This is a genomic window from Chloroflexota bacterium (genome assembly GCA_040902225.1).
GTDB lineage: Bacteria > Chloroflexota > Limnocylindria > QHBO01 > QHBO01 > CF-167.
Genome location: JBBDXT010000007.1, coordinates 262895 through 285086 on the forward strand (window position 1 = coordinate 262895; position 22192 = coordinate 285086).

Here is a 22192-nt window from a genome sequence, read left to right on the forward strand (position 1 = left end):
GGGTGTCCAGCACGGCCAGCGCAACTGAGGTCGAGCGCCCACGGGCGGCAGCGGGCGAGCGGCGTCGGGAGCAGCTCACCTACTGGGGCTATCGGCTCGGCGAGCGGATCATCAACTTCCTGCCGCGTTGGCTGGTCCTCCCGCTCGCGGCGGCGGCCGGCAATGCGGCGCACGACCTGACCGGAGACAAGCGCGCCGTGGTGCGCGCCAATGTGGCGCATGTCCTGCACCTGCCGGCCGATCACCCGCGCGTGCGGCGAGCAGCTCGCCGGGCGTTCCGCAACTACGCCAGGTACCTGGCTGACGTCATGCGGCTGAGCACGCTGACGGCCGACGAGGTCGCGAAGCTGGTCGCCATCGACAACCTCGAGCTGCTCCATGAAGCGCGCGCGACCGAGCGCGGGGTGCTGCTCTGCACGGTCCATGTCGGCGGGATGGACCTGATCGCGCCAGCGCTGCACCGATTCGGGCACGAGATGCACGTCGTCGCCGACGACACGACCTACGGACGGCTGTACGAGCACCTGCGCGCGATCCGCGCTCGTCACGGGTTGACCCTGATCGGCTGGCGCAGCCTGCGCGGCCTCTTCCGCGCGCTGAAGGCGGGATCGAACCTCGTCCTCTTCTGCGACGGGGGATACCGCGACGGCGACGTGCCGGTCGAGTTCCTGGGCGAGCCGACCACCTTCCCAGCCGGCCCTGCCGCGCTATCGGCCCGATCAGGAGCGCCGATGCTGCCGGTCGCCTGCAGCCGCCTGCCGAACGACCGATTCCGGACCCGCGGCCTGCCGCTGATCACCGCGGCCAACGACTCCCCGGCGGAGACCTATCGCGCCACCCAGGCGCTCGCCGACGCACTGGGCAGCGTGATCGCCGAGGATCCCGGCCAGTGGTACATGTTCCGCCCGGTCTGGCCACAGACCGATGCCGATCGCGCGCGGGCGCGCGCTGCCCTCGATGCGGCGCGCCGCGGCGAGGACTGGACGAAGCCGTCGGCCTGATGGGAGGCCTGTTGCTGGGCATCGGCCTGCGTGCCGCCGACCTGGTTGCCCGCCTCCTGCCGCGACGCGCCGCCTACGCGCTGGCAGATCTCGTCGGCTGGGCCTGGTACCGCCTCGCGTCCAGACGCCGGACCCTCGTCGCCGCCAACCTGGCCCGTGTGAGCGCGGCAATCGGTCGCCCGACCGCCGGTCCCGCCTTCCGTCGGCTGGTGCGCAAGGCGTTCGTCGAGCACGCCCGCTACTACCTCGAGCTGCTGCGCATCCCCCATGCCTCCATCGAAGAGGTCGGAGCGATGGTCAGCGTCGATGACTGGGAGCGTTGGGAGCCAGTCCTGCGCGGGGGCGTCGTGATCGCGACGATGCATTTCGGGAACGCCGAGCCGTACGGTTCGTTCGTCGCCGCCCACGGCCTGCACGCCGTCGTTCCGGTCGAGGAGATTCGACCGAAAGCCCTCTACGACTTCCTCTTCGCCCGCCGGGCCAGCGGGCGCGGCGTCACGATGGTGCCGCTCTCCCAGGCTCGACGACCGCTGATGGAGGAGCTGCGCAAGGGCGGCATCGCGGGGGTGGTGGCCGACCGGAATTTTTCCGGTACGGGGCATCCCACCCTCCTGTTCGACGCGCCCACGAGCCTCCCCACCGGCCCGGCAAGCCTGGCGCTGCTCTCGGGCCGGCCGCTGCTGGTGGCTGCCAGCTGGCGAATCGGCCCGGAGCGGTTCAATGCCCGCGCCTGGCTGATCGAGGCGGAGCTCAGCGGCGACCGACGCGCCGACACGGCCGCCCTGACCGAGGCGATGGCTCGGCGCATGGAAAAGGCGATCAGCGTCTCGCCCGAGCAGTGGTTCGCCTGCTTCCAGCCGATCTGGGACGAGAAGAGGTCCCGGCGTGGCTGACGCGACACCTCTGAGACCACGAAGCGGTGGCGAGCGGGGCCGTGCGGACATGCACCTGCACACCCTGTACTCGGATGGCGTGATGGAGGTGCAGGCGCTGCTGGACCACGTCGAGCAGGCCACCGACCTCGACCTGATTGCGGTCACCGATCACGAGCGGATCGACGGGGCGCTGCGCGCGCTGGAGCTGCACGGCGCCGGCGACTATCACTTCGGCCTGATCGTCGGCGAGGAGATCACGACCCGGCGCGGCCATGTGCTGGCACTCTTCCTGAGCGAGCGCATCCCTGCCCTGCGTCCCCTTGAGGAGACGATCGAGCGGATCCACGCCCAGGGCGGGATCGCCATCGCCGCGCACCCGATGGCGCCGCTCACCCCCAGCCTGGGGCGCCGCAGCCTGCTGCGCCTGCACCGCGACCCGGAGGCCAGCCATCGCCTCGACGCCATCGAGATGCTCAATCCCAGTGTCGCCGGGCGCGCGCGGCGGCCCCACCGCCATGCTCTCAACCAGCTGATGGAGCTCGCCGCCGTCGGCAACTCGGACGCGCACGTGCTCGAGCACGTGGGGACCGGCTGGACCTGGTTCCGCGGGGCAAGCGCCGAGGACTACCGCAGAGCGATCGCGGACCGCACCACTGAAGCCGAGGGCGAGTACTGGACCCCCTGGCACAACGTCAGCGTCTACGGGCGGCAGCTGGTCGCCAAGGCACGGCACGTCCGGCATACTCTCCGTCCCACAGGAGAATGGCGATGAGTGAGCCGATCGCTCCGCCGGCGCCCCCGGTCGCGGTCGGTGCGCCGATCCCTGGCGCCCAATCCGTCGCCAATCGGGCCCCGCTGAAGGTCGGGATCGTGAGCCCGTACGGCTATCCCCACCCCGGCGGCGTCAACGAGCACGTCCGCCACGCCTACGAGGCGATGCGGCGGATGGGCCACGACGCCTGGATCATCACCAGCAAGTACGGCAAGGAACGGGAGGACGAGGGGCGCGTCATTCGGCTGGGGACCGGCTACGCGTTCCCTGCCAACGGCAGCATGGGCCGCGTCACGCTCGGCTGGCGCTTCAAGCAGCAGGCGCGCGAGCTCCTCGCCGAGCATCGGTTCGACATCCTGCATTTCCACGAGCCGTTCGTGCCGTTCCTGTCGCCGACCATCCTCGACCAGTCCGACACCGTCAACGTCGCCACCTTCCACGCCTTTGGCGGGTTCTCGCCGTCGTACTGGGTCGGCAAGTGGTTCGCGGGCCGCCTGGCGGCCAAGCTCCACGGCCGGATCGCGGTCAGCGGGGCCGCGCGCCACTTCATCAGTCGCTACTTCCCCGGCGACTATCGGATCATCCCCAACGGGGTCGACCTGGACCGATTCGCCGATGCGGAGCCGTTCGAGGAGCTTCGGGACGGGACGATCAACATCCTGTTCGTGGGTCGCTTCGAGGAACGCAAGGGCCTCATCCACCTGCTCCGTGCCTATCACCGCCTGCGCAAGCGCCACGTCGATGCGCGACTGCTGATCATCGGCTCGGGACCCAAGCAGCGCGAGTACCGCCGCTTCGTGGGGCTGCGCCAGGTGCGCGACGTGGAGTTCCTGGGCCGCGTGTCGGATGACGCCAAGGCGCGCTACTTCGCCAGCTCCGACATCTTCTGCGCGCCGGCGACCGGCCAGGAGAGCTTCGGGATCGTGCTGCTGGAGGCGATGGCCGCCGGCGTGCCGATCGTCGCATCGGACATCCACGGCTACAAGAACGTGGTGCAGCGCGGCGTCCAGGGGCTGCTGGTCGAGCCGCGCAACCACCGGGCCCTGGCGGCGGCGCTCTACCGCCTGTCGAACGACGAGGAGCTGCGGCACCGGATGGGTGAGGAGGGGCGCGCGAAGGCCCCCGAGTACTCCTGGGACCGCGTCACCGAGCAGATCGTCGACTTCTACCGCGAGATCCGGGAGGGGGCGATCAGGACGGGCACTCCCCGCTAGAGCGTCTTGCGGTAGACCCGCTCGGTCCGTACCACGCGAAAGCCGCTCGTCTCGTAGACCCCAAGCGCCCCGTTCGCATTCTCCGCGTCCACGCCGAGACCCGCACTCGTCATGCCCGCGTCGCGCAGGACGCGAAGGCTCTCGGCCACCAGGGCGCGGCCGATCCCCTGTCGCCGCCAGGCGCGACGGACGCCGACCGAGCTGAGCCAGCCGCGCCGCACACCAAGCTCGGCGTTCGCTTCCTTGTCGATCCGGTTCAGCACCTGGCCGACGATCTCGTCGCCCTGCCAGGCGACCACCCACAGGCTCATGTCGCGGCGTGGATCGGACTTCGTCCGCTCGAAGCTTGCCTCGCTGTCGTCGATCGCTCCCCAGTGGTCGCGAAAGACCTCGATCTCGGTCTCCCAGATGCGGCGCAGGTGCTCGTCGCGCGCCGGCCGCAGCTCGATCCCCGCGGGGAAGGGCAGCGGCTGAATGTCGTCGAGGGTCGGGCGCTCCATCTCGTAGTCGTAGCGCACGATCTCGTATCCGTGCCCCTCGAGCAGCGCCAGGCGGCCGGCCTCCGCCTCACTGGCCCAGCTCTGCAGGCGCTTGTCGACGTCGGGGTGCGCGGCGGCAACCCGCCGCTGTCGCTCCTCGGTCCAGCGCAGGAGCGCGGTCCCCAGGCCGCGGCGCTGCCAGTCGGGATGCACCTGTCCCCAGACCTGGTAGTTGCGGCCGCCGTCATTGTCCTGTTCCCAGCCGCCCTCGGTATATGCGACCACCGACCCGTTCACCTCCGCGAAGAGCAGGTCGGCCGCCAGGTCGAGGTTCGTGGGGTGGTCCAGCCAGCTGCTGAACTGCGCCAGTGAGAACCGGTGTGGAATGCCGTTCGCCACCATGCCGGCGTTGACAAGCTGCGCGATCGCTGCATCGTCAGCCGGGCGCTGGATGCCGCGGAACCGCAGACCGGGGATCGGCGGGGCGTCGGATAGGGTGATCGTCATGGCGTGATCTCCATCGGCTTGCGATAGGCGGCCGAGCGTCGGTGGATCTCGAAGCCGGCACGCTGGTAGAGGCCCAGCGCGCCCGTCGGGTTGTCGCTGTCGACGCCCAGCATCGCCTCCTCCATTCCAGCCTCGCGCACGCGGACGAGGGCGCGCGCCACCAGGGCCGCTCCGAGCCCACGCCGTCGCCAGGCGCGACGGACGAAGACGGTCTCGAGCCACGCGCGCTTCCGTCCGAATTTCTGGTTCTCGTCGGTGTAGATCGCGTTCGTCACCGCTCCAGCGACCTCGTCGCCGTCCCAGGCGGCGACCCACAGCCCTGGATCGTGATGCGGTGCTGCGAGCCGGGCCTCGAAGGCCGAATATGAGGGGTCGAAGCCGCCCCAGTGATCAGCGAACGCCTCGACATCGGCATCCCACAGCTGCTTCTGGCTGGCACGGTCAGCGCCGACCGGCCGGATCTCGAGTCCCTCGGGCATCGGCGGCACGTCGATGTCATCGAGCGGAGCTCGCCGCATCTCGAAGAAGAAGCGCACCTGCTCATAGCCGAGACGGGTGATGAGCTTGACCTTGCTCACATTCAGGTCGTTGGACCACGTGCCGAAGCCCAGCGGCCGTCCGGCCGACCTCGCGGCGGGGTGCGCCCTGGCGTGCTCCTCCTGCCACGCCACCAGACGCCGCCCGATCCCCCGGCCCTGCCAGTCGGGGTGCACGTAGCCGCCCAGGCGGAACTCGCGGAGGCCGTCGGTCGTATCGGCCCAATCCACCCACCCATACCCGACCAGCGCGCTGTCCACCTCGGCCAGGACCACGTTCTGACTCGGGTCGAAGGTCTCGGTCGTGTGACCGAGCCAGTGCTCCAGGTCGGCGACCGTGGTCAGCTCGTCGACGCCATTGGCGACGTACACCGCGTTGGCGATCGGCGCCATGAGCGCGGCCGGCGCCGTCCCGCCCGTGTGCGTGCGGAGGGAAAGGCCCGGGATCTCGGTCAGCATGGCTACCCCACTCTCTTCAGCTTGCCGGTGCGCTTTGCGTAGCGCTCGGCGCGCCCGAAGGCCCACAGGCCCAGCGGGATGAACACGATCCCCATCAGGACCAGCGGCCAGACATCGCCGAGCAGATCGGCCACGCCCACGCCGTCGATCAGCCCGGCGCGCGTCGCGTCGAGCACGTAGGTCGCCGGGCTGAAGTTCGAGAGGAACTGCATCCAGCCGGGGAGCACGTCCACGCTGTAGTAGACGCCGCTGATCAGGAGCAGCACCGACTGCAGCACGAAGGTCATCTGCGCCCCACGCTCGACGTACATCAGCGGCAGGATGGCGGTCATGATCCCGATCCCGATGAACGAGACCGAGCCGAGCACCATGAAGACCGCGGCGGTCACGAAGTTGGCGCGTGACAGGTCGAGCTCGAAGAAGAGGGCGAGCACCACCAGCACCACCACGGTGTGCACGAAGCCGAACGCCACCGCGTAGACCGTCGAGCCCAGCATTTGCGCATAGCGCCGCACGGGGGCCATGAAGGTGTACTCCAGCGTCCCCTCCCAGCGCTCCCAGCTGACCGTTTCGGCGATGAAGCTGAAGACGACCGACAGGTAGTTCCAGAAGACGGCGCCGATCACCAGCGTCATCAGCAGCCGGGTGTCGCCCTGCCCCTGTCCGATCAGCGACACGGCCAGCGCGCCCGCCACCGCATAGACCAGGAAGGCGACCTCCCAACCCCAGTAGCGCTTGGTCAGGTTGAAATTCCGCTCGACAAAGGCGAACGAGGCTTTCAGCTCGCGGGTCATGAGTGCCATCGGTCTAGTCCTCGTCGTCCTTCTCTTCGTCGTCTCCCAGGTCGTCGTCCAGCGAGCGGCCGGTGTAGGTCATGAAGACGCTCTCCATGGTCGGCTCCAGCCCGCGCTCATCGGCCACCTTGGCCTTCAGCGCCTCGGGCGTGTCCTCGACCACGATCCGCCCGTCGTTGATGATCGCAATCCGGTCGCAGAGCCGATCCGCCTCCGCCAGGTCGTGCGTGGTCAGCACGATCGTGGCGTCATGGGTGTCGCGCAGCTCCTCGATGAAGGTCTGCACGTCCAGTTTCGACCGCGGGTCGAGACCGGTCGTCGGCTCGTCCAGGAGCAGCAGGGTCGGGCTGGTCAGCAGCGCCCGCGCGATCGCGACCTTTTGCTGCATCCCCCGGCTCATCTGCTCCAGCGGCCGGCTGAGTCGCTTCTCGCCGATCCCCAGCCGTGCCAGGATCGAGATCGCCTCCGCTCGGGCGGCCTTCGGCTCCATGCCGTACAGCCGCGCCGCGTAGGCCAGGTTCTCGAACGGGCTCAGCTTCTTGAAGAAGGCGGCGTCCACGCTCACCCGGTTGATGACGCGCTTGACCGCCATCTCGTCCCGCTCGATGTCGTGGCCGAAGACCTCGACTTGTCCGGCGTCCAGCGTGAGCAGCGTGCTCACCAGACGGATCAGGGTCGACTTACCGCTCCCGTTCGCGCCCAGCACGCCGTAGATCTCGCCCCGGCGGATCCGGATCGTGACGTCGTTCACGGCCATCACCCGCTTGCGCTTGCGCCCGACCACGAACTCCTTGGTGACGTGCTCGACGAGCAGGGCCAGAACGCCGTCGTCCGAGAGGACGCGGTTCGTGCGCGAAGGCGCCGGCACTGCCGGGCGCATCGCCTCGGTCTTCGGTTGTTCCAGCAGGGTGGTCATCTCAGGTTCCTCTGGGTGATCTGTCATCACTCGCTCGATTGTCATGATTGGCCGATGAAATGGAGAGAGCCGCGGGTCCTGCGTGGTCCGCGGCTCTTGCTCCTCGCCGGTGGGCGAGCATCAAAAAACCGTGGACCCGATCTGGCCCACGGCTCGTGGCTTGTGCTTGGCGGCCCTGCCGCCATGGCATCAGCTCGAGGGGGGCGCAGATCTCCCGCCGTCGGCGCCGTTGGTAGGCGTCGTGAGGCGCTCGATTCGGGCGCTGTGCGAGAGTCTCATGGCTAGAACACACGTCCTCGTTGAGAGGTTGGCCGGGCGGCACCACACAGCGGTAAGGCAAGGTCGGGGCCGCCGCGGGAGTCTACGACCCGGTCTCTGGCGATGTCAAGCCGATTCCGGGGTAGTAGTTAGAGGCCGTCAAAGTTGCCGCGGCCGGGGGGAGCGGGGGATCGCCGGCCCTGCCGTCATGTGTTTCATGGGCCCACCTAGGCCTTCTGCGAAGGTGTGGCGGGCAGTACTAGAGGATCGTGGGCTGCGTACCCGTGCCAACCAGGCATTGCGGCATTTGATTCACGATGAAACGCCAAGCGTTGCGAGCATCGTCCGAGGTGAAATGGGGTTGGCTCTCCAAGTAGTAATTGGCTAGACCCCAATCCAGCCAGCCCATGTCCGGACGCCACATCACGTTCTGGGGACCCGCATGGCCGTAATGGCACAGGCCCAAGTAGTGCCCGATCTCGTGTGCCAGGACGTACTGGAATACATAGGACGGCCAGTGATCGCGGTGGAGGACAGCCGAGCCACGCTCTCCTCCGCTGTTAACCGTGGAGCAGCAGCTGTCGTTTCGATCCGGTGGAGTCGTGCATGAGGCTGCCCGCGTGCCCTCGAGCTGGCTTCGGCCAACGGTCAGACCGAAGTGCTCGCTGTCGTCGACGAGGTGATAGCGGAAGTTTCCCAGCGTTAGAAGTGTGCACTCCTCGCCAGACTCACCGTTGCGCAGTTCCTCGCGCACCAGCCACGGACTAATGAACCCATCCGAGAAGCGGAATTCGTCCTCGCCACTGATGTCATGCACCCCGTAATTGTGGAACCACGAGAAGCGTTCGCTGTCGTTCCATTCCAGCTTGATGCCAAGGTCATGACACCTCTCCGTGGCGATCCGGATTTTCTCGGCGACCGCCTCATCGGACATCGCGTAGATGCGTATGCGCCCTGTCCGCCCCTGACTATGGATGTAGCGCGAAAGTGTCCAGCGCGTGACCGGGAAGGAGCTCTCGTTCCCCTGCGAATCGACCTCTTTCACCACCGTGCGCGGTCGCGGTACGAAGTCGGCCGAATCGAAGCTGAGAAGCCGTGACATGGCATAGAGGTCGATTACGCCGCTCTCGTGCCACTGCCAGAGTGGGGACGTCGCGCTGTCCAGGCGCAGCACTAGGTGCCTAGCTTGAAGGGGTAGACCCCAGCCAGCCCGATCAAGACCGACACGATCGCGGGCCGCTTGTAGCGCGACGGGATCCGAGCCGAACTTCGTGTTCAGGAGGTCCGAGACGAAGCCACGCAGCGATGACCGATCGTACTTGCCAACTATGCCTCCAATGACGTACCCGCCGAAGATGAAGCGAGCCGCATCCACGAGGAAATCGAGGAAATCCATGAAGAGGTTTCCGAATCCTTCGACGACGCCGACGAAGTCGAGCCGTAAGAGGTCCCCGAAGATGCCAATTACATCCCGAGCGGCATCGAAGAAATCTCCGATGAGATCCTGAGCGCCCTCTAAGAGCCCATCTAGGAATCCGCCGACAATGTTGCCGGCATTGCAGGCAAAGTCGCCGCCATTGGCGCACAACCAGTCGGTGCCGTCTTCAATCTGGTCCTGTGCCCAATCAATGCCCGTATCGACGGCATCGTCCACCGTGTCGACGACCGCATCGGCCGCGTCCTCCACGGCATCGCCGACAGTCGACGCGACTGACGAGACGGCATTCCCGATGTCACTCAACCAGCCCATGCGCCGACCTCCGCAAGTGGCCTTTCCCCATTCATCTCAGCTAGGGTCGCCTCTCGTTCATTGAAACTGCGCCCATCCGTGCGGGCCAGGCACAGCATGTCGCGCAGATTGCGGCGTGGCGAATCCCCGGCGGCACTCTCCCACTTGGGCAGGACCTTGCCGAAAGCGCGCACGTTCCACGTCGCAATCAACAGAATTGCGGTCGAGGGTCTTGGGTGGGATCGAGGAGGCGTCCAGGGCTGCCCGCAGCGTGGCGATATCGGCAAGCGCCTTCGCGGGTGCGCCGCTCGGGAAGCTATCCATGCCAGATCTCCTCCCCTATTGAGCCGGACTAGAGTCGTTCGTCTAGGCTCTGACCGGCGATGAGATAGTCATCGCGCGAGGCGAATTGCACGAGCAAAATGATCTCGCTATCGCCTGCTTGCCCGCCAGCAAGTCTCCTTTCCAGCAGGAACGTCGGAACCGGTGATCCCTTGATTTCCACGCGTACGCCCCACGAGATGTCCAAATCGCTGACCTGCCCGACCTGCCACGTCAGCTCGGACCAATCGACACTCTTGATATCGTCCACGAACGCCGCCATATCGTTGTCGTAAACAACGTCTTGAGTCTTGGCTGTCAGGTGCTCCCAAGCAGTCGTGGTGTCGCCGGTAGCCAGCGCGCGCATGAAGTCGTCCGCGGCGCCGCTGGCTAGGTCGGGGCTCCCAATCTGTGCGCACGCGGTTAGTCCAAAGGCGAAAACAAGGATTGTCCCTGCGATTGCGTGACGGCCCACGGTTAACCCCCTATTGCCAGCCAGCCCGGGACCAGTAGACGTCATTCTGCAGGACGTCGCTCACGCCTGGATTCTGCCGCTTGAAATCTGCGATTGACAAGTCGACGAGATACACGTAGCCGCTCGCCTCCAAGCGTTCAAGCGTCGCGAGGTCGGGCACGGTCACATTGGCTGACACGATACCCATGACGCCGACATTGGCCTCGCTCGCCTCCTCATCGACCCATTCGGGATTCGCCCCTGGCCGCGTCATGACATATGTCACTCTGAGGCCATTGGCATCCGGCTCGGTCACGAATTCCAGATCCGCCACCGAAACGCCGAGCGCTTCGAAGTCTAAGAACTCGCTCCAAGTGAGCGGGTATGCGAATGTGACCACGCCGTCGGCAGGCCCGAGGTTACTTGTGGTGCGTGCGAGTTCACGCGTGCCGCGAGCATATGAAATGAGGCCACTGCCTAACTGCGCCGCGAGGTGCACATCCCCATCAGCGGCAAGAGTCGCTGTGTAAGGCCTTCCATTCGCGACTCTTAGGCTCGCGACATCCTGTGTCGCGGGCGCCGATTCGGGGGGAGCGATCGCGGCGAATTGGGAGTTGGAGGGATAGTAGGTGTCGGTGTCGTTCGGCAGAGGGGTGTTGCAGCAGTGGGTATCCCACTTGTCGCAGAAGAACGGGCAACCCGCCGTCGAGAGATTTTCGAAGTACTCGAGGTGCCCACCATCGGGGTCGTACCTGCAGCAGACCTGGTTCCCGTTGACGTAGTAGGTGTACGAGTGTGACCAACGGACGGAGCTGTAGTACCACGTGTTCGCAGCGGGGAACGAATTGCTTTCTGAGACGATCTCGGCCTCGTCGTCTTTCGAGTCGCCGTTGTCGTCATCGAGATCCGTGTACGGGTTCAGGATAGTGGTGCCGAAAAGATAGGCTTCGACGTTGTGATTAAAGTCAGTTTGGTCGATGGTGAACTTGATGCCGTTGGCTTGGTTTGTCCGCTGGTGGGGCGCGTTGGTGGAGTTCCAAATCATGTAGATCCGCGCCCTGAACGAATCGTCCGTGGTTTTTCGGGTGAACGGGTAGCTATACACGTCGTATTCTTCGTAACTCCACCAGTCGTCGGTTTCGTGGTTCGCCGACACAGGGCTGCTGAGCGCGGCGCCGACGAAGATTGCCGCAGCAAACACTCGCAGTAGTCGCACGGGTTGCTCCTTTACCGGCGAGGGCGTTCGAGTAGTAGTCGTAGGTGCTGGACTTGGCGAACAGCAAGATGTACTCATGGCCGGTTACCGGGCGGTCCAAGACAGGCTCTGGCATGTGGGCGCGAGTTTCACGGAGCAGCTGCCCATCTTCATCATCCGGGAGCGGGCGCTGTTTCGACCAGATGATCATGGAGCGGAGCCACAGTCCCCGCTTTTGCACAGCCTGCGCAACGAGGAATGGAATTAGTGTCAGATCCTTGTCCTTGAGTCTGCGATCGTGCGCCGAGCAATCCCGGCCTTCTCGTCATCCTTAAGGTTCCACACGTTCTGGGGCCCTCGCGCTCGCCACCGGGGGAGCCGTCGCGCTGGCGGCACAGCGGGGCTACTTCGACCAGAACCTCCTCGCCGGGGCGTGGCGGCTCTGGCCGCTGATCCTGGTCGCCATCGGCTTCTCGATCCTTGTCTCGAGGGGAATGCCGCAAGCTTCACCCTCAATCCCAAAGATGGCTGCGGGGGCCGCCGCCTGGGAAGTGCCATACGTGGCGGGCGGCGTCGCGGAGTACCTGGACGTCGTGATGTGGATCGTTGTGCCGTTCGGGCCAGGGCCGGCCGACACCGCCGTGGGTCAGCCGGCCGCAGCCGGCGCAGATCCGGTCACGAGCTGGAATGCACAGCCGCACCGCACAGAGCGCCGCTCAGGGAGCGGGTCGAGGATCTTCGGGCTGATCCTGATCGGGCTCGGCCTGTACTTCCTCGCGCGGGAGTACCTGCCCGGGGTCGACTTCGATCGGCTCTGGCCGCTGCGGCTCGTCATGCTCGGCGTGATCCTCCTGTACGGAGCGATCCGGAGCCGCCCAGCCTGAAGTATCCGACCCCGAGCCGACGCTGCTCGCGGCTGCTCGCCGAGCGGCAATGAAGTCTCGCCCGAAGAGTGCAAAGGCTGCCGCACCCAGCGAGACGACCAGGCCGATCGCCAGCTTGACGCTGTCGGCGCTGAGCAGCTGACCGCGAGGGCCCTGCGGCGGATCGGGGAACTGGAACGCGTAGTTCCACGGGGCCAGGGCGCGGGCCGCGTTGATGTACCAGTCCGGCATGGCGAGCGCGGACCCGAGCGGGAAGATGAGGAGCCCGGCGACCACGGCGAGGACCAGGAAGGCGATCGCCAGGGACCGATAGGCCCACGTCCGGAGGCCCTCGTCCACCACGTACGCCACCGCGATCATGGCGATCAGGACGGCGGTGAAATAGTGGTAGTGGAAGGTCGCCCGCTCGATCCGGGTCCAGGGCAGGTACTGGAGCACGAACGCGGCGACGAGGAGGGTGAGGGCGAGCGATCGGCGACGCCAGGCCTGCACCGCGCACCACAGGATGGCCGGGATGCCGGCCCAGAACAGGATCGGGTTGCCGCCGTTGTAGATGACCGCCATCTCGCGGTTGTCGTACGAGTGGCTGTAGAACCAGACCGGCTTCAGGTCGAGCGGCCAGCTCCACCACGGCGAGGCGGCCGGATGCCCGGCCTGCAGGCCGAAGTGGTAGCCGAACATCTGCGACTGCATCTCGTCCAGCGACCAGCCGTAGCCGGGGCCCAGCTTTTCGATCGAGATGCCGTGCCCCAGCTGGAGATACGGGATGTAGGCGACGAAGTAGATGAGCAGCGGAACCACCAGCAGGCAGGCCCCGACCCATGGCCAGGCGAAGCCAGCCATCTCGCCGGGGATGTACCAGCGCCGGTCGCTGCTCGGCTCCCGGAGGGAGCGCCACGCTCGAGCGAGGAGCAGCAGACCCGCCACCGCCAACATGATCCAGGCGGGCCAGGCGGCCTGCGCCCCGCGCGCCAGGAAGGCAAAGAGGAACTCGACCGCGCTGCGTGGCTCCCGACCCTCCACGGTCGAATAGGCGATCGCGAAGGCCAGGCCGATCCCCCCTCCCACCACCCCGATCGGTGGGAGCGCCAGGATGTCCATCGGCGAGAGCTGAATCGGCCGCCGCCAGACCAGCAGCAGCGCCACGGCAAGCGCCAGGAAGCACACCACCAGGAACGGCCACGGGGCGCCAAAGCCCGCCACGACCGTGATGAAGGCGATCCCCGCCACCAGGAAGAATCTGCCGAATTGCGATCGGGCCAGCACCAGCACCCACAGCCCGATCAGCGCGTACCAACCCACCCACTTGCTCGCCGCGGCCAGGCCGATCAGGACGCCGACCAGCGGCAGCGCCCACCAGGCGCTGCGCGCCCATCGGCCTGACCAGACCTGCCAGAAGAGCGCATAGCCGGCCAAGATGAAGGTCGCCACGAAGATGTCGTTCATCGAGATCCGGCTCATGACGTAGCTCATCCCGTCGAAGGCCACGAACAGGGCCGCCAGCACCGCGATGCGCCGGCGCGGGAAGAGGGTCGCGGCGAACAGGTAGATGATCCCGACCAGCGCGGCTCCGAATACGATCCCCGCCAGGCGCCAGGCGAAGGCATTGCTGCCCGCGTCGATCGACACCAGCCGGCTTGGTCCGCCAGCTCCCTCGTCGGTCGAGACCAGCAGCAAGCCATGGTCGTCCCCCTGGGCCTCGTCGGAGATGTCGAAGGCCATGGCCAGGGCCTCGCCCGGGAGGACGGTCGTGTCGAAGGCGGCAAAGCCGGCGCTCTGCGTGCCGCCGTTGCCAAGCGGCGAGACGGCCCATACGACCGGCTCATCCGTCCGCTCCCGCACCCCCGCGACGTAGACGATGTTGGCCACCTGCTGCCAGCCGATCGCCACCGCCGGACCTGGCAGCGGGACCGTGTCGATCAGCTGCGCGCTCTCATCGAAGACGCTGAGCCCGCCAAGGACAGGCCCGTGCTCGTCGTCAGCCGGCAGCGGGCCGAGGGGGACCCAGACCTGGAGGTTCTTGCCGCTCCCCTGCACCAGCAGCGGGCCTACCGGGGTCGAGGGAAGCGCGATCTTGCCATCCGAGCCGACGTCGGTCTCGGGTCTCAGCGTGCCGCCGTCGAGCACGATCAGTCCCGAGCCCGCCCGGTCGACCGCTACCACCCGCGGGTCGGCGACCTCGCCCGATCCCCCCGGTACGTAGCCGACTCCGGTCGCCACGAGGTCGGAGCTGGCCAGCTCGACGCCCGTCTCCCGCTCGATCTCGACGATCCCGTTGGGTCCGAGGAAGAGGATCACCGTCTCTCCGTTGGGGACCACGATCTGCGTCACCGCCGCCAGGCCGGTCTCGATCTGGGCGACGCCGGGCGGTGGACCGCGCTCGCCGAGCTGGCCCAGGAAGGCGGTCATGTCGTAGGCGGACACCGCGCCGCCCGAAGCCAGCCCCACCAGGAGCCGGTCGCCATCCTCGTCATACGCCATGCTGGCCACCGGGCCCTGGGCGCTCCAGGAAGAGACCTGCTCGCCGGTCAGCACCTCCCGCGCCGTGATCACCTCGTCTCCGGCCGTGGTGAAGACGATCGACTTCGGTCGGGTCTGCGCCGTCCGCTGCGGAGCGATGGCGATGGCCGTGGCGGGGGCCTCGAGATCGGTCCCGCCGACGACCTTGTTGGGGTCCGCCACCAAGATCCCGGCGGCGATCAGGTATTTCGCCAGCGGCGGATGAGTCCACTCATACGTGTCACGGGTCCAGCCCTCCTGCCAGTCGGCCAGCCACTCGGTCGCGGTGCGCGCGTGGTAGACCTCGTCGAAATGGGTGTGCCGCGGCAGCTCCAGGCGCCACAGCCGGAACAGGAAGGCGGCAAGGATCAGCGTCGCCAGCAGGAGCAGGTCGAGCCGGTCCAGGCGTCGCCGAGGCTCTTCGACGTAGGTCGGATCGCGGCGCAGCCCGGCGGGGAGGCGCCATCGCCGAGGCGCCGCGGCGCCCTCGGGCGTGACCGCGGGTGCAGCCACGGGCGCCGAAACGAGCGGCCCCCTTTCGGTCCGCGCGCGTTGCACCCCTCCCTCTTGCCGGACGCCCAGCGCCATCTCCGCCGCCCGGACCAGCAGCCAGGCCAGCGCGATCACGATCATCAGCGAGAGGAGGTAGATGCCGGTGTCGTTGAAGACGACCGTCGCCAGAACCGGGTCGCGCGGCATCGGCTCACGGAAGAGGCCCGGGTTCATGGGATGGTCGCCGCCGGCGAACGAGAAGTCGGTGGTGTAGAGCCAATAGACGTTCGAGAAGAACGAGAGGGTCAGCACGAAGTAGAGCGCCGCCCATTTCCAGGATCGGGCCACCAGCGGGGCGGCCAGCGCCAGCGCCGGGAAGAGATAGCGCTCGTGCACGCGGGTCGGCAGCGCGAAGAAGGCGACGGCCAGCACCAGGGCGCACACCAGGATGCCGGCGGGGTCGTCGCGGCGCGCGACGGTCCACAGCGCAACCAGGGCGGCGATGCCGAAGAGGCCTGCCCCCACGAGCTGCCAGCTGATCGGTGTCGAGCCAATCACGAAGGCGATGCCCGATCCATCGGCGCAGGTGGGCGGAAGGGTGTCGCAGCCCCAGCGGTACGCATCGCCCAGGCCAGTCCACGGGTTGCGCCACAGGTTGAAGGCGTTGATGGTCAGGCCCTTGTAGGTGTTGCTCGCCGCGATGAAGCGGTCGACCAGGCTCAGGTTCGGATCGGCGGGTGCCCAGATGGCAAGGCGGAAGGGCAGGATGACCAGGACCAAAGTGCCGAGGCCGGTCGCCAGCGAGGTGAGGATCCTGATCGGATCCGCTCGGCCGGCCTGATCCGGGTCGGATGAGCGGCCGAAGAGATGGCGCTTGATGCCGACCACCGCGACCAGTGGAATCAGGAAGCCGAACTGGAACTTGACCAGCATGGCGAGCACGGCGCCAGCCGCCGCGGCCTCGGTCCAGCCGCGAGCGAGCATGTAAAGCGTCGCCAGCACCACGAGCGTGCCGACCGAGTCGACCTGGCCCCAGACCGCGGAGTCGAAGATGGTTCCAGGGTTGAAGAGATAGATGACAACCGCCACCAGGCCAAGCCGCTCGCCGCTCCACGACCCCAGCCATCCGTCTCCGTAGCGGCGCGCGTAAAGGAAGAGGAGCCAGGCGACGCCAGCGTCGCCGAGGATCCCCGGCACCTTGACCAGGCCCGGCGTGATCGAGAGCCCGAAGACCGGCCGCAGCAGCTCGCCGATGCCCCCGAGCAGCCACAGCACGTACATGTAGCCGGGTGGGTAGTCCGCCAGGTAGCCGGGCTGGTAGAACTGGCCGGGCCCTTGGGCGGACATGCGGGCGGCCCAGATGGCGAAGTCGCCGACGTCCACGCGAAAGCCGGAGAACGGCAGGTACGGCCCGGCGATGACGGCGCGCAGCAGCACGCCGAGGACGATCAGGATGACGACCAGGGTCGCGGGATCGAGCGGCAGGCCGCGTTCGATTGGCCTCGCGCCCCGCTCCCTGACGGAGTCGCGGGTCATCGGTGACGGCACCTCGCTATCGGCGCCTGGGTGTGTCGTACGCCAACGTGGGCCGGAGTATACATCCGGGTTTCGGACGCCCCCGAACCACGGTCGGTTGCGCTAGGGTACCGACCGTGACCGATTCCGAGCCCTCCGCCCGGCCGCGCCTGACCTTCTTCTTCCCGGCCTACAACGAGGAGGAGAACATCGCGCGGACCGTCGGGCTGGCACTCTCGCAGATCGGTCCGGTGGTCCCTTCGATCGAGGTCCTGGCGATCGACGATGGCTCGACCGACCAGACGCCGGCGCTCGCCGACGCCCTGGCCGCGGCCGACCCGCGCGTGCGGGTTCACCACCAGCCGAACCGCGGCTACGGCGGGGCCATCAAGGCGGGCTTCGAGCAGGCACGCGGCGAGCTGATCTGCTTCTCGGACGGCGACCTCCAGTTCGACCTGCGCGAGATGAGCCGGCTCCTGGAGCGGCTGGCGGACGAGCGGAAGCCGGTCGACGCGGTGATCGGCTTCCGGATCAAGCGTCGCGACCCGTTCCACCGCATCTTCATCGCCAAGACCTACAACGCGATCGTGTCGGTCGCCTTCGGCCTGCGCGTGCGCGACATCGACTGCGCCATGAAGCTCTTCCGGCGGGAGGTCTTCGAGGGTTTGCGCCTGGATGCCGAGGGGCCGTTCCTGTCGGCCGAGCTGCTCATCAAGCTGCGTGCGCGGGGGGTCCGCACGGCGCAGGTCGGTGTCAATCACTTCCCCCGCGCTGCCGGCACCAATACCGGGGCCAGCTTCAAGAAGATTCTGCGCACCTTCCGTGACCTGGCCAGGCTGCGCTGGGACCTGTGGACGAAGCGCGACGAGGTTCTCGGCCGCCGCGTCTGAGGCCGCCGCGTCTGAGGCCGGCGCAGCTGTGGCCGGCGCAGCTGTGGCCGTCAGGCCCCCTGCTCCTCGCTGGGCGGACCCTTCTCCCCACCCTCCAGGTCGACGTCGAGCGAGTTGACGAACTCGCGGAAGATGGCGAGGCTCTCATCGTGCACGTCGCCGGGTTCGGCGCGGTCTGGCTCCACCCCGGCCTCGTCGAGGACCCGCTCATCCACGTAGATGGTCGACCCGGTGCGCACCGCCACCGCGATCGCATCGCTGGTCCGGGAGTCGATCTCGGCCTCCCCGCCGTCGGCGGTCTCGACGTAGAGCCGCGCGTGGAAGGTGCCGTCCGTCACGTGCGTGATGACGACACGGCTGATGCTGGAGTTCAGGGCGGCCACGATGCTGACGAGCAGATCGTGGGTCAGCGGGCGCTCCGCGTTGAGGCCCTGCAGACGCATGGCGATGGCGTTGGCCTCTGACGGGCCGATCCAGATCGGCAGATACCGCTCCCGGTCGGACTCCTTCAGGATGACCACGTGCTGGCTCGAGAGCATGTGCACGCGAACGCTTTCGACGACCATCTCGATCAGCCTCACCGACCGATTCTAGATGAGGCTACTCGAGGACGACTCGGACGATCCGTGTCGGCGTCAGCAGGTACGCGACCGGTGGGCCGTCGGCGACCGAGGCAACGCTGAAGGCCCGCACCTCGTCCAGCAGCGCGGCCTCCGCGCCGCTGCGTGGCGCGAGCCATTGGCGCAGGAACGAGCCGTCGGCACGCTGGTAGGAGAGAATCCGCGCATGCGCCGCGTCGTAGACGTAGAAGGTCTCGCGGTCGCCGATCGTCGCACCGTCAAGAAGGCGGTAGTCGAGGTTGGGGCGGAGAGACCCGTCCGGCGGCGCGTCGAGGGAATAGTCCTCCTGCGCAAGCGGCGTCCCGAAGTTGACGCGCGTCACGGTGCGGGCCTGCAGCAGCCACAGGTTGGCATCCGCGAACATGTCGCGGGCCTGGGCGACGGGCAGATCCGGGCGCTCGACGAGGTACGACTCGGGTGGGCTCGGGTAGCGGACCGGGATCACGTCGCCAGGGGTCCACTTGAGCACGTCGCCCCCACCCCCATCGACCAGGTACAGGTTGAAGATCTCCAGTGGTGGCCGATGCTGGAGTGCGGTCAGCAGCCGGCTCTCCGTTGAGACGGCACCCAGGCCGGGCAGCCCGATCGGATGCGCGACCTGCTCGACGAGGTCGAAGCGCCACGCCTGCCGGGCGCGATCCAGCAGCACCACGTCGGTCGCCGCGGTGGCGATCATCCACGGGGCCCCGGCCGTCACGCCGTCGAGGTCCTGTCCTGCCCGATACAGGACGGCCGCCTCCCCGCTCGCCGGATCCACCCGGATCACACGCCCGTGACCGACCTCGGCGACCCACAACGAGCCGTCGCTGGCCATCACCATGTCGACCGGATCGGTGGCGGTGAAGGCGGCCGCAAGGTCGGCCACGGTGGTGCTGTCGAGGAGGCGCCCCACCGCGAAGATCGTGTCCAGGCCGCGCTCGATGCGGCCCCGCAGCGGGTCGAGCGAGGCCGGGGCGACGCCTGCCTCAGAGGCTCGTTCGATGGCGGCGAGCGAGTCGGTCAGGAGCGTGGCTGCACGCGTCGGGTCGCGGTCGATCAGGTCCCGCCCGTCGACCCTTTCGTCGACCGTGCCGACCAGCTCATGCGCCTCGGCGATGGCGGCCCGCGCGATCGAGGCTCGCAGGATGGCGTCGGTCGGACGCGGGTTCGGGAGGCTGGCAACACTCGCGCCGACCGCCAGCAGGGCCGCCACGGCGGCGATCCCGAGCAGCCCGCGACGGCGGCGACGCCCCTCTTCGCGCAGCGCGGTGCGGGGGATGCTGGTCGGATAGCGCGCGCGGCGGCGGGGCACGAAGGCGAGCGCCATGTTGACCCCCACCAGGAGGCCGCGTGCCAGCGCGCGCTGGCCGGCGTCGATGGCATCGCCGCCCCGGTGCAGAAGGTGCCCGATCGCATCGGCCAGCGGGACCGGGCTGCGGTCCGGGAGTCCGGCCAGCTCCTCGTGCGGATGAACCGGCTCGAGCTGGTGGGTGGCGGCCGTCGCCGCCAGCTCGATCAGCTCGATCGCCAGCAGCCCGTCGGAGCCCTGGCCGCCCCGGATCTGGAAGAGCTGGTGCAGGTGCTCGACCGCTGCTGCCGGGCGGAGCGTGGCCAGGGCGCGCTGCACCTCGTCGACCCCGACCACCTGGGCCACGTTGCGCGACACGAGCGCCACCCGGTCGCCCGCCGCGAGCTCGCCCTCCCAGGTGTACGGCTTGATCTCGAGCGTCTCCCCGAGCGAGTCGGCAACCCGGCGCTCGCGGACCCGCGGATCCTCCGCATCCACGGACGGGGGAGGCGGCAGCTCGAACATCCGCTCGTCCCGCACGATGACCGCGGCGGCTGGCCCGAGCTTGGCCACGTGCCCCTCCCGCCCACGAACCACCAGGGCCACGATGCTCACCCCTCCACGTCGGGTGAGCCCGAGCCGAGTTCGCTGGTGGTAGAGGAGCCGGTTGGCGGCGGAGAGCGCCTTGCTGATCGCTCCCGTCGCGCCCGCGGAAAGGTCGTAGTAGTAGTCGCGCTCGATCGTCTCCAGAGCCTCGGCCGCGGCGCGGCCCAGCGCCGGATCGGCGCCGGTGACCTGCGCGAGGAGGAAGAGGCTGCCCTTGGTGCGCACCTCTGACCCGGTCGTGGGCTCGCGAAATCGAACCAGGTCGAGCGCGTCGGAGGCGCGTTCCTCGCCGGCCAACAGGCCGATGCGGGTGGCCAGGCGGTTGCTCATCGGGGAATCCGGACTCGAGCGAGGGACGGCGACGGGCCCGATTATAGGGAGCGGCCACCCCCCGAACGAGCCACCGAAACGGTGACCCGGGTGAGGACGATCGTCGCCCCCGGACGCCCGTCCATGCGCTGGTTGGTGGCCGCCATGAGGGCCTCGGCGCGCAGCCCGAGCTCTTGCGCGAGGATCGGCTCGGACGCCTCCACCTGGGCGGTCCCGGCGCGGACGGTGATCAGGCGCGACGAGAGGCTGTCGCGCTCGAGCCCGGCGGCGGTGACCGCCTCCTGCCACGCCAGCCGCGCCTGGGCCAGCGCGATCTGCTCGGCGGCACCGGGACCCATGCAGGCGAGCAGGGCTCGCTGCACCGCACTGGCGGCCTCCTCGGTGCGGCTCATGCCACGCGCGGCGCCTGCGAGAGGCGTCCCTCACCGGCCTGCCAGATCGTGACGCCCCTGCGCCCGGCGGGGAGGGTCGCCAGGTCCGCCATCGTGACCAGCACCTGGCCTCGATCCAGGAGCAGCGACAGCGACCGGTCGGAGCGCTCCGCGTCGAGCTCGGAGAAGATGTCGTCCAGCAGCACGATCGGGGTCGGGGCGCCATCGGCCCCCAGCAGGTCGGTCTCGGCCAGCTTCAGGGCCAGGATGATCGTGCGCTGCTGCCCCCGGCTGGCATGCGTCGCCACCTCGCGACCGGCGAGCTCGACCCGCAGGTCGTCGCGGTGTGGCCCGACCAAGGAGACGCCGTTCCACAGCTCCTTCTCCCGAGCCTGGCTGATCCGTCGGCGGTAGGCCGCCTCGAGCTCCTCGATCGGTGGGGCCGCAGCGGTCGCCGCGGGCCGTTCCGGCCAGGCGTCCTTGAGCGTGTCGGCGTAGGTGACACGAACCTGTTCGCCGCGCTCGTCGACGGGAGCCACCGCGTCATGCAGCCCGGGGATCCGAGCCGCGAGGTCGGCCACCAGGTCCAGCCGCGCGGCCATCACCCGCGCCCCGACCAGCGCGAGCTGCTCGTCCCAGAAGGTGAGGTTGTCGGCCGTCGCCTCCTCGCGGCGGATGGCACGCAACAGAGCGTTGCGCTGGGCGAGGATCCGCCCCAGCTCGGCCAGGTCGGGTGCCGCCGCGCGGTGGCGCTGCGCCAGGATTGCGTCCATGAACCGACGGCGCTCGGAGGGGGCGCCCACCAGGAGGAGCATCTCCTCCGGCCGGAAGAGGACGACGCGGACGGTATCGCCGATGGTCGAGGCCCGCCTGGGCAGGCCATTGACGGTGACCCGCTTGCGGATCTCGGGGGGTGCGTCCTCGGCGGGGATCAGCAGCTCCACCCGCGAGGTCGAGGCACCCTGCGGGTCGGACAGGTCGAGCCGGACGCGGGCAAATGGCCGGGAGTGGCGCACCAGCTCGGCGTCCGATCCCGCCCGATGCGAGCGCCCCGTCACGGCGACGAAGACTGCCTCGAGCAGATTGGTCTTGCCGGCGCCGTTCGGGCCGGCCACGATCGTCATGCCGGGTTCCGGGTGGAGCTCCGCGCTGGCGTAGCTGCGGAAGTCCTCGAGGACGAGTCGGGTCAGGCGCACCGCTCTGCTCCG

The 22192-nt window shown here is 68.3% G+C and carries 17 protein-coding genes; 5 read left to right on the plus strand and 12 right to left on the minus strand.

What is annotated here, in order from left to right; all coding sequences use genetic code 11:
• Positions 1-2: 2 nt before the first annotated feature.
• Genes WEB29_09980 through WEB29_09995 form a run of 4 tightly spaced genes read left to right on the plus strand, consistent with a single transcriptional unit; the run spans position 3 to position 3862 of the window.
• Positions 3-1001 (plus strand): lysophospholipid acyltransferase family protein, encoded by a 999-nt coding sequence (locus tag WEB29_09980; GenBank protein ID MEX2137257.1) that lies wholly within the window; start codon positions 3-5, stop codon positions 999-1001.
• The gene (locus WEB29_09985; protein ID MEX2137258.1) at positions 1001-1894 is read left to right on the plus strand and encodes a hypothetical protein; all 894 of its coding nucleotides are present in this window, start codon (positions 1001-1003) and stop codon (positions 1892-1894) included. The genes WEB29_09980 and WEB29_09985 overlap by 1 nt, the downstream gene beginning before the upstream one ends.
• On the plus strand, positions 1887-2648 hold the full coding sequence (locus WEB29_09990) for a CehA/McbA family metallohydrolase (protein ID MEX2137259.1): 762 nt from the start codon (positions 1887-1889) through the stop codon (positions 2646-2648). The genes WEB29_09985 and WEB29_09990 overlap by 8 nt, the downstream gene beginning before the upstream one ends.
• Positions 2645-3862, plus strand: a complete 1218-nt coding sequence (locus WEB29_09995) for a glycosyltransferase family 4 protein (protein MEX2137260.1) — start codon at positions 2645-2647, stop codon at positions 3860-3862. Before WEB29_09990 ends, WEB29_09995 begins: the two co-directional genes overlap by 4 nt.
• Here the strand turns inward: WEB29_09995 and WEB29_10000 are convergent.
• The 8 genes from WEB29_10000 to WEB29_10035 all read right to left on the minus strand — a co-directional run bounded on the left by WEB29_10000 (position 3859) and on the right by WEB29_10035 (position 16921).
• Positions 3859-4848 carry a GNAT family N-acetyltransferase gene (locus WEB29_10000; GenBank protein MEX2137261.1) on the minus strand — a complete coding sequence of 330 codons (990 nt, stop codon included), beginning with the start codon at positions 4846-4848 and terminating at the stop codon, positions 3859-3861. The genes WEB29_09995 and WEB29_10000 overlap by 4 nt on opposite strands.
• A complete protein-coding gene (locus tag WEB29_10005) occupies positions 4845-5843 on the minus strand; it encodes a GNAT family N-acetyltransferase (GenBank protein ID MEX2137262.1) in 999 nt (332 codons plus the stop codon). The genes WEB29_10000 and WEB29_10005 overlap by 4 nt, the downstream gene beginning before the upstream one ends.
• Before the next feature lie 2 nt (positions 5844-5845).
• Positions 5846-6646, minus strand: a complete 801-nt coding sequence (locus WEB29_10010; protein ID MEX2137263.1) for an ABC transporter permease — start codon at positions 6644-6646, stop codon at positions 5846-5848.
• A 4-nt stretch (positions 6647-6650) separates the two neighbouring features.
• Positions 6651-7553, minus strand: a complete 903-nt coding sequence (locus WEB29_10015) for an ABC transporter ATP-binding protein (protein MEX2137264.1) — start codon at positions 7551-7553, stop codon at positions 6651-6653.
• Between the two features lie 517 nt (positions 7554-8070).
• Positions 8071-9561 (minus strand): hypothetical protein, encoded by a 1491-nt coding sequence (locus tag WEB29_10020; GenBank protein ID MEX2137265.1) that lies wholly within the window; start codon positions 9559-9561, stop codon positions 8071-8073.
• A gap of 331 nt (positions 9562-9892) precedes the next feature.
• A complete protein-coding gene (locus tag WEB29_10025; protein MEX2137266.1) occupies positions 9893-10228 on the minus strand; it encodes a hypothetical protein in 336 nt (111 codons plus the stop codon).
• 118 nt (positions 10229-10346) lie between these two features.
• Positions 10347-11531 (minus strand): hypothetical protein, encoded by a 1185-nt coding sequence (locus WEB29_10030; GenBank protein ID MEX2137267.1) that lies wholly within the window; start codon positions 11529-11531, stop codon positions 10347-10349.
• Between the two features lie 695 nt (positions 11532-12226).
• The gene (locus WEB29_10035; GenBank protein MEX2137268.1) at positions 12227-16921 is read right to left on the minus strand and encodes a phospholipid carrier-dependent glycosyltransferase; all 4695 of its coding nucleotides are present in this window, start codon (positions 16919-16921) and stop codon (positions 12227-12229) included.
• 116 nt (positions 16922-17037) lie between these two features.
• Between WEB29_10035 and WEB29_10040 the strand changes: the two genes are divergently transcribed.
• Positions 17038-17790, plus strand: a complete 753-nt coding sequence (locus WEB29_10040) for a glycosyltransferase family 2 protein (protein ID MEX2137269.1) — start codon at positions 17038-17040, stop codon at positions 17788-17790.
• Positions 17791-17840: 50 nt separating this feature from the next.
• Here the strand turns inward: WEB29_10040 and WEB29_10045 are convergent, their stop codons facing one another.
• From WEB29_10045 to recF, 4 genes are read right to left on the minus strand one after another with little or no spacing between them, the layout of a single operon-like run.
• On the minus strand, positions 17841-18371 hold the full coding sequence (locus WEB29_10045) for a bifunctional nuclease family protein (GenBank protein MEX2137270.1): 531 nt from the start codon (positions 18369-18371) through the stop codon (positions 17841-17843).
• A gap of 19 nt (positions 18372-18390) precedes the next feature.
• Entirely contained in the window at positions 18391-20613 is a 2223-nt protein-coding gene (locus WEB29_10050; GenBank protein MEX2137271.1) for a hypothetical protein, read from the minus strand.
• A 41-nt stretch (positions 20614-20654) separates the two neighbouring features.
• The gene (locus tag WEB29_10055; GenBank protein MEX2137272.1) at positions 20655-21005 is read right to left on the minus strand and encodes a hypothetical protein; all 351 of its coding nucleotides are present in this window, start codon (positions 21003-21005) and stop codon (positions 20655-20657) included.
• Complete coding sequence (gene recF / locus WEB29_10060; protein ID MEX2137273.1) at positions 21002-22180, minus strand: DNA replication and repair protein RecF; 1179 nt, start codon at positions 22178-22180, stop codon at positions 21002-21004. Before recF ends, WEB29_10055 begins: the two co-directional genes overlap by 4 nt.
• Between the last annotated feature and the right edge of the window lie 12 nt (positions 22181-22192).